Raw genomic sequence first — 12,092 nt, forward strand, 5'->3', positions numbered from 1 at the left:
TTATATATTATTGGGAAAAGAGTAAAGAGCTGTGAGTTGAAAAAAAACAAAATTCATCATAAAGTTAAATGGGTTTTGTGCGACAAGGAGGTTGAAGACATGACAGATTCAATTGAAAAAGAAGAAAAGGCATGGTTCGCCGAACATTTATTATCACTTTTAGAAAAAAATGAAATCGATGCATTTCGTGAAGAATTTTTACATATGCATACGTATGACCAAGCTCAATTTTTTGAAGAATTAGATGAGCCTTCAAGATTTGCGCTGTACGAGATGTTATCTCCGGAAGAAATGGCGGATATCTTTGAAAATGTAGAGATACGAGAAGAAGATTATCAAGAAATTCTCTCAGAGATGCATCCCAATTTTGCAGCAGACATGCTGTCAGAAATGTCGGCGGATGATGCCGTTGACGTATTAAATGAATTGGATAAAGAACAGGTAGCGAGCTATTTAACGATTATGGATGAAGAAGCAGCCGATGAAATTAAAGAGTTGCTTCATTACGAGGAATATACCGCTGGAAGTATTATGACGACTGAGTTTGTGGCCATTCGTGAAAATCAAACCGTACATTCAGCTATGCACATTCTACGCAGGGAAGCTCCAGAAGCGGAAACGATTTATTATGTATTTGTTATTGATGAACAAAAGCATCTAGCAGGTGTTATTTCTCTTCGTGATTTAATTATAGCAGATGAAGATACGATGATAAGCGAAGTTATGAATGAACGAGTCGTATCCGTGTCAGTAGCAGAAGACCAAGAAGAAGTTGCGCGTATTATGCGCGATTACAACTTTCTTGCGCTTCCAGTTGTTGATTTTCAGCAGCATCTTCTCGGGATTATTACGGTTGATGATGTGATGGATGTTCTTGATGAAGAGGCATCGGATGACTATTCTAAATTAGCCGGTATTAGTGATGTAGATGATACGATTGACCACAATCCTTTAGTAGCGGCCAAAAAGAGGCTGCCTTGGCTTATCATTTTGCTGTTTTTAGGAATGATGACAGCGAGTTTAATTGGACGTTTTGAAGATACGTTGAATCAAGTAGCTATTTTAGCTGTATTTATACCTTTGATTGGCGGTATGGCTGGTAATACAGGAACACAGGCACTAGCCGTTGCGGTTCGCGGACTGGCGACGGGAGAAATTGAAGAAGAAAGCAAATTTAAGCTTTTAATCCGAGAAGCAGCTACCGGAATGATTACGGGCGCATCATGCGGACTTTTAGTTGTATTAATTGTTTATATTTGGCAAGGAGATCTTATTTTAGGCGCTTTGGTAGGCGTCTCTGTATTTTCAACATTGATTGTGGCTACACTCGCAGGAGCGTTTATCCCGCTTCTCATGCACAGGTTCAAAATTGACCCTGCAGTCGCATCAGGACCATTTATTACAACGATCAATGATCTTATCAGTATTTTAATTTACTTCGGTCTAGCGACAACATTTATGAGTTATTTAAAATAATGAAGGGACTTTAGAATTCGGCATGAGTAATCATGTCGGATTTTCATTATCAGTTCATATAGTTGACAGAGAACCTTCAAGCTTTTATGATTAACCTTTAATTTTGAATAGTAACGTCTTCGTTTTATAAATAGCGAAGGTAAAAGGAGGGGAATCTAATGGAACAGCACGCGTCTTTTACATCACTTGTTATCGTCATTAGTTTGGCCTTTTTAACGCCTATACTGTTGCATCGGTTTAAACTCAACATCATACCTGTAGTCGTAGCTGAAATTATTATGGGATTAATTATAGGGAAAAGTGGTTTTGATCTTGTGGAGCAGGATATGTGGCTTGAAACACTTTCCACTCTAGGCTTTATCTTTTTGATGTTTTTAAGTGGTTTAGAAATTGATTTTTCTGCTTTTGCTGTAGGAAATTCAAAAGACAAAAAGGCATCAGGAGCGAAGGTGCCAAACGCTTTTTCCATTTCTATACTAGTGTTTGCAGCTATCTTTGCGGTTTCACTATTTTTGTCCTATGTTTTTGTATGGACAGGTTTTATTGATAATGCCTTTTTGATGACGCTTATTATTTCTACCATTTCACTAGGAGTAGTAGTGCCCACATTAAAAGATGCACAGATTATGAAAAAGCCGATTGGACAAACCATTTTACTGATTGCGGTTATTGCGGACTTAGTCACGATGATTTTACTAGCCGTATTTGCTTCCGTCTATGATAAATCAGGAAATAGTAATACATGGTTGATTTTAATTTTATTTGGAGCAGGAGTGATTTTATACTTCATAGGGAAGCAGTTTAAAAACCGATCGTTTCTTGAGACAATGTCTAAAGGTACAATTCAAATCGACACGCGCGCCGTATTTGCACTCATTATCATTCTAGTGGGCCTTTCGGAGTCAATTGGTGTTGAAAACATTTTAGGCGCTTTTTTAGCGGGATCACTCGTTTCTCTTCTTGCGCCTAACAAAAACTTAGTTCATAAATTAGATTCGTTTGGCTACGGATTTTTAATTCCTATCTTTTTTGTGATGGTAGGGGTTAAGCTTGACGTTTGGTCATTGTTCAGTGATAAAAAAGTGCTGATTTTAATGCCTTTATTATTCATTGCCTTATTGATATCCAAGCTAGTCCCAGCGTTAATCTTAAAAAAATGGTATGATATGAAAACCGTTTTGGCATCGGGTTTTCTTTTAACATCGACTTTATCACTTGTTATTGCGGCAGCAACGGTTGGTGAAAATATCGGTGTTATTGATTCACAAATGTCCGGTGCGCTGATTTTGGTGGCGATTATTACATGTATTATTACACCTATTATCTTTAGAAAGCTGTTTCCAAAGCCAGAAATTAGTGACAAAAAGCTGAAGGTTAATATGCTCGGTGCAAATCAATTTACACTCCCGGTTATTCGAGAAATGGATCTTGATTTATATGATGTTACGATTTATCATCATACTCAGGACAAAATTGAAAACCGTACGTCGGATTCCATTTTTAATATCGTGGACATCGATGGATATAGTAAGGAAACTTTAATACGTATGGGAATTTTAGATGCGGATGTATTAGTTGTAACAACAGGGGAAGAAGAGAGAAATAGCGACATTGCTCTATTTGCAAAAGAATATGGTACAGAACGGGTTATTGCCCGCGTAGAGAGTCCTGTATTAGATGAAAAGATGAAAGAAAATAACATTGAAGTTTTTTCTGTGCTGTTATCTACGACTGCATTGCTAAAAGCTTTAATCGAATCGCCAAATATTTTAAATATCTTAACGAATCAAGAAACAGCACTTTATCAAATTAATATGCGTAACCCTAAATACGAGGGGGTAGAGCTTCGTAAGTTCCCATTTACAGGAGATGTGATTTTTGTTCGAATCTTTAGAGGCAAAGATTCCATTGTACCTCATGGCGATACAGAGCTTGAATTTGATGATCGTTTGATTGTAACGGGCTCTCGTTCGTATGTGAATGAATTGCGTATGCTTCTTGAGTATAAAATTAGATAAAGGTATCTAGGTAGGTTTAGTTTTCTACCTTATTGAATGAGAAGAAGAGGCTGGGACAAAAGTATTTTAGCTCAAGTGAAAAACGAACCACTGATCAAAATGTTTGATTAGTGGTTCGTTTTTTTTGTTGCGGTGTAACAAGCGGTTCAGCTCATGTATCTCATTTGTGCGTCTTTAGATTGAATTAATTTCGTTATGTCTCAACCTCTTTTATTGTGTTTTCTCAAATGCTGGAAACAAAAGTACAGCGCTGCTTTTGGTGTTGAAAAGGCTACCGCAAAAAAATAAACAAGTTTTTCCGTGTTCAAGCATACATTTTTAAAAGAACGATAACAAGCAATTGGAGGTATGCTTCATGACTAACTCAAAATCTAAGTCAGAAGAAAACGAGCCGTTAATGTACATTGTCCAGCCAAACGCTACGCAAAACCAGCGTTCTATGCAATATTATTTTAGTTCAAAACAGCAAGACAATAAAGGAATAGAGAAAGAGCATGTATTAAAAGAAGAGCCCAGCTTTTCTTCCATTCAAGAAGTCAAAGAGCCTGACGTAGAAAAAGTGGAAGAGATTAAGCAAGAAAAAGAGGGAGAGCGTTCAATTGTTCCCGTGGATATACCGCAGTCAGAGACTAAAAAGCCAAATAAAATGTTTCAGTCTATGACAATTAAAGAAAAAGTTGAATTTCTATGCAGCTTCCCGCCTCATATGTCTCAGCCAATTTGTGAAATTACGTGTCAAAACCAAAAATATATAGGAACAATTTTAGAATTAAAAGAAGGAAGTTTATATGTAAGCGTTCCTCCTAATAAAGAGAAAACAGTATTGGCATTTCATGATATTCAGACCATATCTATCATTAAAATTTAAGTAACTCTAAAAGCTAACAGTGAAGAAGCACGTTAGCTTTTATTTTCATAAGTTTGTGAATGCACGGAGGAATGAAGATGACATGGATTTATCTAACATTATTTGTCTTTGCGACGTTTCGACTTACTCGTCTAATTGTTTTTGATAAAATTACAGCGTTTATTCGTAAACCGTTTCATAAAATCGTAGAAGATCAAGATGAACAAGGAAATACGGTAACTTACCTAGAGATAAAAGGGAAGGGACTGCAAAAGTGGATTGGAGAGCTGCTCAGCTGTTATTGGTGTACGGGCATATGGTGTGCGGTAGGGATTTATTTTAGTTATGTAGCGGTCCCGCATATTGCTATTCCTATCATTACAATCTTAGCTATTGCAGGATGTGCAGGGATTATAGAATCGTTTATGAAATAAATGGACGAGTTAAAAGACATATTGAACATCAATATGTCTTTTAATAATTAAGGGAAATTTAGCACAACTTTATTTAAAAAAGGAATGCCTTCTTGCCACTCTTCGCTATAAAAAAACCCTTCTAGAATAAATGCAGTTGTATCAGAGGACAGCGGAATGACTACTTGAAAAGAGTCAAATAGTAATTTGTCTTTTGGCTTTAATACGGGCTTAATAGGTTTGATCCAATATTCACCGTCATTTTGAATTTTTTCGTTCCATTTTGGATGAGCATAGCGCCATTCTAAAGAAGAAGAGGGGATACTAGAAACTTCAATGTCTTTTTCATCAATGATCTTCCCGCTTAATATAGCCGAAGCAGTGGGTTTCATTTTTAAGCAAAGCACCGGAGAGCGTAAAGTACTGCTCGTTTGATTTTGAATAATTACGTTGCCGAATATCATCAGCTCGCTTTCATCTTGTTCTGGCAGCAGTATAGAATGTTGAAAGAAACAGAGGATATCACTCTTTTCAAACCTTTCCACAGGTTTTTCCACAATTTTTTCGATTACTTTTTCCACAATCTTTTCTTCAATAACGGGCTGTTTTCTCGAGGCTTTTTCCCGAAATGCTTCTGCAATAATTTTTTGTTCAGAAAGCTCGTTTCTTAGTAAATCCAGCTCTTTTTCTAATCCTTCAATTTCTACTTCTTTTTCAGATGTAGAAAGCGTCTCAGCGTGTTTTTTCTTCCAAAACGATGTATTTTCTTTTTCTCGTTCTAAAGCTCGTTCATAGCTTTTTAATTGGTTTTGTACGTGCCGAATTTCCGATTTATAGTGAATGAGCTTTTGTTTTAATTGAGTTAAATCATCTTTAGGGGAAGGGGAGTTACGACTCATCTAGTAGTCTCCTTTCCTGCTGAGCTATGAATTAAGTTTGTAAACCTGAGCTGCCCACAGCAGTTTTATTTATATGTATGCACAAAGCTTGTAAACGATGAAAAAAGAGGAGAAATATTCTCCTCTGAGGGTATCTAATTAATCAAAATCTGTTTCAAAAGAACTTTCGTAGCTACTACTTTCCTCATCATCGTGATGGCGTCTTCCAGGGAAGAGAGCTTCACATTGAGGTGGATATTCAATAGGTGCGCAACCACTGGCTGAATCTATAATATCAGGACGAGGATAGCAGAAGCTACCTTCCACTTCAATTTTTACATCTTTTTCAATTTGTACGCTGAAACATAATACGAGCTCAAAGCTTAACAGCTGTAAATCACAATGTGATAATCTGATAGAACCACCGGATCCTTCAAAAGAATCAAGGTGAACAACTGGCTCTGTACCTTCTGGAGCACAAAGGTAAAACGTTTGATGTGTCTTCCATGGAATATTACAAGAGGTAATGCTATGATGCTTGTGATGACCACCTAAATCAATTATCTTAATTTTATAGAAGCCACTGATCGATAATCTAACTTCATGAAGAATAACCACTTCTCCATCCGGTAAAACGATTTTTCTAGAGCGGCGACCACCGTGTGGTACAAGTTCAATTACTTTATCCAGTGCATCTTCATCTGAAGGATCCACAGGTTTACCGTCACTATCTGTTAAAATAATTTCAACGTCTGCGTCATGCCCTAAATCTTTAAGTGCTTCTTCATCAAATAATGAAGTGTCGTTAGTAAAGATTTGTGGTAAAACAACTTGACGTCTAACCCAGTCGTACACTTTAGGTACGCGGATACATAATGATTCAAAAAGTTCTCCCATTTTTAAACCTCCTAATTGTAATTGTCCTTCCTTTACGCTTTTCGTTACTAGGTATCGGACTACTATAGTGTATGAATGATCTGCTTTTATGTTCCTTAGTAAAAGCGGAATTTATCGGAATAAATTCTAGTGGGAACGAGCATAAAAAATGAAGGAAATAATAAACTCAATTACAGCATATTCATGTTAATAAAAAGTGTTATTCATCTTTAACTGATTTTTTAGAAGTGGTGGGTTATTTATAATGAAGGAGTGAAGGGCATGAGTGAGGAAAAAACAAAACAATATATTGCTTCATTGAAGTCAGAACTGGCTTTTTATAAAGAAGAATATCAAAAATTCAAGCATCAAGAATTTGAGTATGAAGATATTAAGGAAGAATTAGTGGAATTAAAGCAAAAGCATGAAGAAGAAAAAAGAAAACTAGAGGAAAAAATAGATTGGCTTAAAGCATGCGTCAATGAACAAAAATCAAAAACCGAACAGTCCATTGTACAGTACAATCATGAAGCGCAAGGAACCATTCGAGAGCTGCAAAATCAGCTGCGTGAAGTGACAGCGCAAAAAGGAGGAGAAAGATCGAGAGCAAGGAAGCCAAAAAACAGCACGGATTTATTTTTGTCCATGCAGCGCAAAATGGACAAATAAGAGAGAACGTCTTTCTTTAGTCCTGAATATAATGTTATAGATAGGATGCTGTGAAAAGGAGGGAAACATGATGTATTATCATTACAATTATAATCCTAATCATAATCAATACCCTCAGCCACTGCCTTATCATCCACAACCAATGAAAAAACAATCGGTGAAGAAAGGGCAGCCTATTCCTAAGCCAGTCCAGTACCCTTCTCCAAAACAAGGTGGTTGCGGCTGTGGTTCAAAGTTACCAAAGCGATAAGCAATAGAAGCATTGTCACTCCGACAATGCTTTTTTACATGGAGTGAAGAGAGGTTTAGATATGCCGGATTTTTTCGATGAATTTGAACGTTTTTTTGAACAACATATGATGGGAGAACATCGAAGAAGAATGAAAGAAGTAGAAAAAACAGAAAAGCAGATGGAACAGCAAGAGAGGAAACTGCAGCAAAATGTAAAAAGACTTGATGAGCAAGATGCTGAAGATCCGTTTGGACAATGAAATTTAATGTACACAGTTGAAAAGTCCATACAAAATCATTTGAGTGAACATACAGTATAGAGAGTAAAACAGAGGGGGGGGTAATATTATGGGCTGCGGATTTGGCTACGGTGGTTGTGGTTACGGTGGTGGCTACGGCGGTGGTTTTGCGTTAATCGTTGTATTATTCATTCTATTAATTATTGTTGGGTGTGTTTGTTTTTACAATTAATCCCTTCTATGAATAAGGCACCGAAAAGTGCGGGTGAAGTTTCACTCGCACTTTATTTTTTTATTAAATGTAAAGGGCACCATCTAGGCACATGGTGCATACGATAAAGTATAAATAAAGGAGGTCATGCAAAATGGATAATAATATGTTTAAAAATATAGAAAAGAAAACAGGCGTTAATATGAAGGATATTTTTGAACTTGCGAATTCTGTACAAAATGCTAATTTTAAAGATGAGCAAACGGTGCGTAATATTGTGAAGCGAGTAGCACAAATTGCGAATAAGCCAATTTCAAAACAAAAAGAAGAACAAATTGTTAAGGCGATTGCAAACAATAATCAATCCATTGATTTTGCGACCATCGCTAAAATGCTAAATGAGAAAAAATAATTTAATGTTTTCATATAAAGCCCTGACGTGTCAGGGCTTTTTTCCATTTATGCAGTTTCATTTGTTTGAAATGCGTTAGAATCAAGATCAAACAGTTCCGGATGCTGTGCTAAGTAATTAATTTCTTTAATACGATGAGCGATAGGGGGGTGAGTTGAAGTAGCTTGATTCAACCACATAAAAAAACCTTTTTCCTGTGAGTGCGTATGAACAAATTCCTCCTGATTTACTTTTTTATTTAGACAATTACCAACCGCAAGTATAGTGAGTGCTTGCGTGGCAGCTTTTGTTTGCATCACCAATCGCAACGGAAGCTATGCGATCACACGTATATTCACAGGCCCTAGAATAAGCTTTTCCTAAAAAAGGAACCCAAAGAGCAGCTAGAATAAGTGAGTGGTAGAGTATATGCTTACGTTTGATATGAACTAATTCGGGGGCAATAATAAAAGAAAGTTCTTTTTCTTGATTATCTTCAATCATTTCAACAATGTCGGAGTATAAAACGACAAAGTGACGTCCAAAAAAACGTGTAGCAAATGCGTTTAACAAGCAGCCTGATTGAACAATATAAATATCAGGCAGCTCTAAATCCAGCTCTAAAGATAAATGTTTTGCCTGATGATAAGTTTGCGGGAACTGCTTCTCTGTCAATCTAACCCCATTATTGCGAATTTGAGCAATAGAGAAACCGTGGAGTATAAATATAATTAAAAAACCGATTACAAGGTAGATAATACCAACGAGTGAAATAATTAAAAAGAAATAGGTTAATAAGCTGATAACCATACACAGAATGAAAAAAATCTTTTCATTTTCATGAATAAGCTTTGCGTTCAATAATGGAGCCCCCTAAAATATAGTAGTACAGTACATAACGTAGTGTAACGCATCTACTTATGAATATCTACCTCTTAATGGAACATTTGATTAATAATAGATGATGAGAATATTAGTTATGGACGCTAGCTTGAAGTAAGAAAAAGAGGTTGAAACATAACTACAGGAATCCAATTTAAAGACGAACAATCTGGATACATGATCTGGACTCCTTGCTCGACCGCTGTTGCTTTCCATGGGCTCCTCGTCGCTTGCGCTCCTGTGGGGTCTCATCTGTCCCGCTGTTCCCACAGGAGTCTTCGCCTTGCCCTCCAACCAACAGCTAGAAGCACCTGCGTTCACCATGAGTATAAAAAAACGAACTATTTATCCGTTTTTGATAGATAGTTCGTTTTTCACTTTAATGAAACTACTTTTGTCCCAGCCTGTTTTTCCTTTACACTTTTTTTATAAACGTCTTCAGGAATCTTGAAGGATAAGCAGTTTTACCTCTTCTAGTTTGCGGAACGGATAAGTAAAGTGAATTTTGTGCACGCGTCATTGCTACATATAAAAGGCGGCGTTCTTCTTGAAGCGGCATATCATCTCCGCCTCGATAAGCTTCGAGTGCATAATCATGAGGCAATCCTCCATCTACACTGCTCAGTACGTATACATGCTTATATTCAAGACCCTTTGCTCGGTGAATTGTGGTTAGCTGAATACTTTCATTAAATTGCTTGCTTAAAGCCTTCATCTCTGTGTTCATGGCAATCATATGATCCACATGCTCTAAGAGTTCAGGGACGGTTTTGAATTTACGTGCTACAACTTTTAAATCCCGCACGTCATCCGAACCTTTTTCCATCATATTTCCTTCATTTCCGCGTTTTTTAACAAAATCATCGAATCCCATATCTTTAGAAATGGTCTCAAGTGCCAAAGAAGGAGACATTGATTTTAGCGACTTGAATAAAGGAATTACTTTCTTGAGCTTTTTTTGCTGAAACGGTTTTAAATCTTGAAGATATTCAAGCGCATCAATAAATGTACCATCATGAAGAATACTTGCTGCTTTTAAGTCATTGACCGCTGTTTTCTTTAAAAAGAGCGCGTTTACTAAATCTTGTAGCGAACTTGCGTCATTTGGATTCACGCTCAAGCGTAGAAATGAAAGTAAACTTCGAACCATTCGTCTTTTATAAAACGAATCCGCATCTTGTTCGATTGAAAATGGCAGGTTTGACTGCGATAAACGTTCAAAGATGGCGCGTGAAGAAGCGTGAGTTCGGTACAAGACCGCGAAGTCAGTTGGAGAAGCCCCTTGCTTAATCTTTTCTTTCATATCCGTTACAATCATTGTTGCTTCTTCTTCTTCGTCGTATGGAAAGAAGAATGTAGGTCGCAACTCATTGTCAAACTGGGCAGCCATTTCTTTTTGTCGGCGCGCTGTATTTCGTGCAATGACTTTATTAGCGGAAGAAACGATGGCGTGAGCTGAACGATAATTTTGGTTTAACGTAATAACAGTTGTATTAGCAAAATCTTTTTCAAAGTTTAAAATGAACGAAGGGTCGCTTCCGCGGAAAGCGTAAATTGATTGATCATCATCTCCTACGACACACAAGTTTTTAGAGTCTTCACTTAGCATTTTCATAATTTTATATTGAACTTTATTGATATCTTGAAATTCGTCAATTAAAAAATAGCGAAACCTTTTTTGATAACGAGTTAGTAAATCGGGATTTTGTTTTAGCATTTCATAACATCCATACAGCATGTCATCAAAATCGAATAGCTGTTTTTGTTTTTTGACTTCTTCATAGCGACGATATAAAAAGTGCACATCTTGTTCCCATTTGTCTTTTGGGCGAACATCTTTCACGCCAACAAGCGTGTTTTTCCAATAGCCGATTTGCTGAAGTGCCTGATCAAACGGAAAATCTTTTTCATCCACGTGGAGCTCTCTTGCTGCTTCTTTCACAATCTGTTCTTTTTGCCAATCCCATTTTAGCAGGCGGTCCATTTGCCACGCTTGAGGATTATGATGAACAATCATACGTAAGAAAATGCTGTGAAAAGTTCCAACTAGCATTTGACGAAGATGTAAGCCGGACATCTTTGGGTATGTAGCCAATCGTTCTTTCATTTCTTTAGCTGATTTAGCCGTGAAAGTCACCAGCATAATGGATTTTGGATCAATTTGTTTTTCTTGTATCATATATGCGGTGCGAGCTGTTAATACACGCGTTTTTCCGCTTCCTGCACCGGCTAGAATAAGGAGCGGTCCTTCTGAATGTGTAACAGCTTTCCATTGGTTCGAATCTAATTCAATACCGCTCTCTTTAAATTCATTTAAATAAGGAGAGTCAGAGTGTTTAGGAACAGCTGGTTTTAAGCGAAAAGCAGGAACACTTGAAAAAGGTGCGGAAGACCTCCATGTCGCTTTCTCTTTTACAGTTGAACTTTTCTCACCAATAGCTCGTCCTTTAGGAATACGAAATCCATTGGTTTCTCTGTATTCAGCCGGATTTTCTTTTATTTGTTGTACAGCTGTTGTTTCTGATAGTGTGTCTGAACACTCTTCTCTTTCATGGGGAACTTGAGCATGATAAAAGTAAGGAGAATGCTCAATCCCCAGATATAATTTAACTGGTTCTCCGCAGTGAGCACATGTCATTTCTCCTCGGAGACTAGCTTCATATAAATATTGAAATCGGTCTCTAGCCGTTATAGCGAGATTAAGTATCTGATTTTGATAAAGTGCACGTTGCAAAAAACATGGCCTCCTTTTTAAAACATGAATAATCAATAGTAAATAAGAGGGAGTTAAAGCAAGAAGCCGCTCTCGTTCTACATCGATATAGATGTGTGTATACGCACAGTTTTTGTTTTATAGTCAAAGTCTATCATATCAAAATCATCTTTTTTTAAAAAGAGCACGGATATTTTTGGAGGGATAGGATGTAAAAAAGGGTATATATTGAATAAGACATCACATAT

General features: G+C 37.0%; 15 protein-coding genes. 9 read left to right on the plus strand and 6 right to left on the minus strand.

The genetic code is table 11. The features are described 5' to 3' along the window. The first annotated feature begins 99 nt into the window (after window positions 1-99). The 4 genes from mgtE to LIS78_RS03770 all read left to right on the plus strand — a co-directional run bounded on the left by mgtE (window position 100) and on the right by LIS78_RS03770 (window position 4,775). Window positions 100-1,476, plus strand: coding sequence for a magnesium transporter (gene mgtE / locus LIS78_RS03755; protein WP_014461563.1), 1,377 nt, complete (start codon window positions 100-102; stop codon window positions 1,474-1,476). 158 nt (window positions 1,477-1,634) lie between these two features. After that, window positions 1,635-3,494, plus strand: coding sequence for a monovalent cation:proton antiporter family protein (locus tag LIS78_RS03760; RefSeq protein ID WP_209150979.1), 1,860 nt, complete (start codon window positions 1,635-1,637; stop codon window positions 3,492-3,494). Window positions 3,495-3,849: 355 nt separating this feature from the next. Further along, entirely contained in the window at window positions 3,850-4,362 is a 513-nt protein-coding gene (locus LIS78_RS03765; protein ID WP_209150980.1) for a CotO family spore coat protein, read from the plus strand. A 77-nt stretch (window positions 4,363-4,439) separates the two neighbouring features. Next, a complete protein-coding gene (locus LIS78_RS03770) occupies window positions 4,440-4,775 on the plus strand; it encodes a DUF1360 domain-containing protein (RefSeq protein WP_034267630.1) in 336 nt (111 codons plus the stop codon). Window positions 4,776-4,822: 47 nt separating this feature from the next. On the opposite strand, the gene LIS78_RS03775 is transcribed toward LIS78_RS03770, so the two are convergent. Continuing rightward, on the minus strand, window positions 4,823-5,653 hold the full coding sequence (locus LIS78_RS03775) for an OmpH family outer membrane protein (RefSeq protein ID WP_209150981.1): 831 nt from the start codon (window positions 5,651-5,653) through the stop codon (window positions 4,823-4,825). A 138-nt stretch (window positions 5,654-5,791) separates the two neighbouring features. Beyond that, on the minus strand, window positions 5,792-6,529 hold the full coding sequence (locus LIS78_RS03780; RefSeq protein WP_209150982.1) for a BMQ_0737 family morphogenetic spore coat protein: 738 nt from the start codon (window positions 6,527-6,529) through the stop codon (window positions 5,792-5,794). A 261-nt stretch (window positions 6,530-6,790) separates the two neighbouring features. Between LIS78_RS03780 and LIS78_RS03785 the strand changes: the two genes are divergently transcribed. The 5 genes from LIS78_RS03785 (at window position 6,791) to spoVIF (ending at window position 8,270) form a co-directional block, all read left to right on the plus strand. After that, window positions 6,791-7,177: a hypothetical protein gene (locus LIS78_RS03785; protein WP_209150983.1), complete on the plus strand. Its 387-nt coding sequence runs from the start codon at window positions 6,791-6,793 to the stop codon at window positions 7,175-7,177. 70 nt (window positions 7,178-7,247) lie between these two features. Next, a complete protein-coding gene (locus LIS78_RS03790) occupies window positions 7,248-7,427 on the plus strand; it encodes a hypothetical protein (RefSeq protein ID WP_245210647.1) in 180 nt (59 codons plus the stop codon). A 61-nt stretch (window positions 7,428-7,488) separates the two neighbouring features. After that, window positions 7,489-7,668, plus strand: a complete 180-nt coding sequence (locus LIS78_RS03795) for a hypothetical protein (RefSeq protein ID WP_209150985.1) — start codon at window positions 7,489-7,491, stop codon at window positions 7,666-7,668. Between the two features lie 88 nt (window positions 7,669-7,756). Then, window positions 7,757-7,879: a YjcZ family sporulation protein gene (locus tag LIS78_RS03800; protein WP_013055448.1), complete on the plus strand. Its 123-nt coding sequence runs from the start codon at window positions 7,757-7,759 to the stop codon at window positions 7,877-7,879. Between the two features lie 133 nt (window positions 7,880-8,012). Next, window positions 8,013-8,270 (plus strand): sporulation-specific transcription regulator SpoVIF, encoded by a 258-nt coding sequence (gene spoVIF, locus LIS78_RS03805; protein ID WP_013055449.1) that lies wholly within the window; start codon window positions 8,013-8,015, stop codon window positions 8,268-8,270. Window positions 8,271-8,317: 47 nt separating this feature from the next. Here the strand turns inward: spoVIF and LIS78_RS31250 are convergent, their stop codons facing one another. From LIS78_RS31250 to LIS78_RS03820, 4 genes are all read right to left on the minus strand, one after another. Further along, window positions 8,318-8,449 carry a hypothetical protein gene (locus LIS78_RS31250; protein ID WP_280640302.1) on the minus strand — a complete coding sequence of 44 codons (132 nt, stop codon included), beginning with the start codon at window positions 8,447-8,449 and terminating at the stop codon, window positions 8,318-8,320. Window positions 8,450-8,516: 67 nt separating this feature from the next. After that, window positions 8,517-9,110, minus strand: a complete 594-nt coding sequence (locus tag LIS78_RS03810; protein ID WP_245210649.1) for a M48 family metallopeptidase — start codon at window positions 9,108-9,110, stop codon at window positions 8,517-8,519. Window positions 9,111-9,285: 175 nt separating this feature from the next. Beyond that, window positions 9,286-9,429: a hypothetical protein gene (locus tag LIS78_RS03815; protein WP_245210650.1), complete on the minus strand. Its 144-nt coding sequence runs from the start codon at window positions 9,427-9,429 to the stop codon at window positions 9,286-9,288. Window positions 9,430-9,546: 117 nt separating this feature from the next. Beyond that, window positions 9,547-11,865: an ATP-dependent helicase gene (locus LIS78_RS03820; RefSeq protein ID WP_252284658.1), complete on the minus strand. Its 2,319-nt coding sequence runs from the start codon at window positions 11,863-11,865 to the stop codon at window positions 9,547-9,549. Between the last annotated feature and the right edge of the window lie 227 nt (window positions 11,866-12,092).

The sequence above is a fragment of the Priestia megaterium genome (assembly GCF_023824195.1).
GTDB classification, from domain to species: domain Bacteria; phylum Bacillota; class Bacilli; order Bacillales; family Bacillaceae_H; genus Priestia; species Priestia megaterium_D.

Bases quoted from the DNA above. Each gene is read 5' to 3' on its own strand.
- mgtE (WP_014461563.1), top strand. From the start codon at position 100: ATGACAGATTCAATTGAAAAAGAAGAAAAGGCATGGTTCGCCGAACAT.
- LIS78_RS03760 (WP_209150979.1), top strand. From the start codon at position 1,635: ATGGAACAGCACGCGTCTTTTACATCACTTGTTATCGTCATTAGTTTG.
- LIS78_RS03765 (WP_209150980.1), top strand. From the start codon at position 3,850: ATGACTAACTCAAAATCTAAGTCAGAAGAAAACGAGCCGTTAATGTAC.
- LIS78_RS03770 (WP_034267630.1), top strand. From the start codon at position 4,440: ATGACATGGATTTATCTAACATTATTTGTCTTTGCGACGTTTCGACTT.
- LIS78_RS03775 (WP_209150981.1), bottom strand. From the start codon at position 5,653: ATGAGTCGTAACTCCCCTTCCCCTAAAGATGATTTAACTCAATTAAAA.
- LIS78_RS03780 (WP_209150982.1), bottom strand. From the start codon at position 6,529: ATGGGAGAACTTTTTGAATCATTATGTATCCGCGTACCTAAAGTGTAC.
- LIS78_RS03785 (WP_209150983.1), top strand. From the start codon at position 6,791: ATGAGTGAGGAAAAAACAAAACAATATATTGCTTCATTGAAGTCAGAA.
- LIS78_RS03790 (WP_245210647.1), top strand. From the start codon at position 7,248: ATGTATTATCATTACAATTATAATCCTAATCATAATCAATACCCTCAG.
- LIS78_RS03795 (WP_209150985.1), top strand. From the start codon at position 7,489: ATGCCGGATTTTTTCGATGAATTTGAACGTTTTTTTGAACAACATATG.
- LIS78_RS03800 (WP_013055448.1), top strand. From the start codon at position 7,757: ATGGGCTGCGGATTTGGCTACGGTGGTTGTGGTTACGGTGGTGGCTAC.
- spoVIF (WP_013055449.1), top strand. From the start codon at position 8,013: ATGGATAATAATATGTTTAAAAATATAGAAAAGAAAACAGGCGTTAAT.
- LIS78_RS31250 (WP_280640302.1), bottom strand. From the start codon at position 8,449: ATGTGGTTGAATCAAGCTACTTCAACTCACCCCCCTATCGCTCATCGT.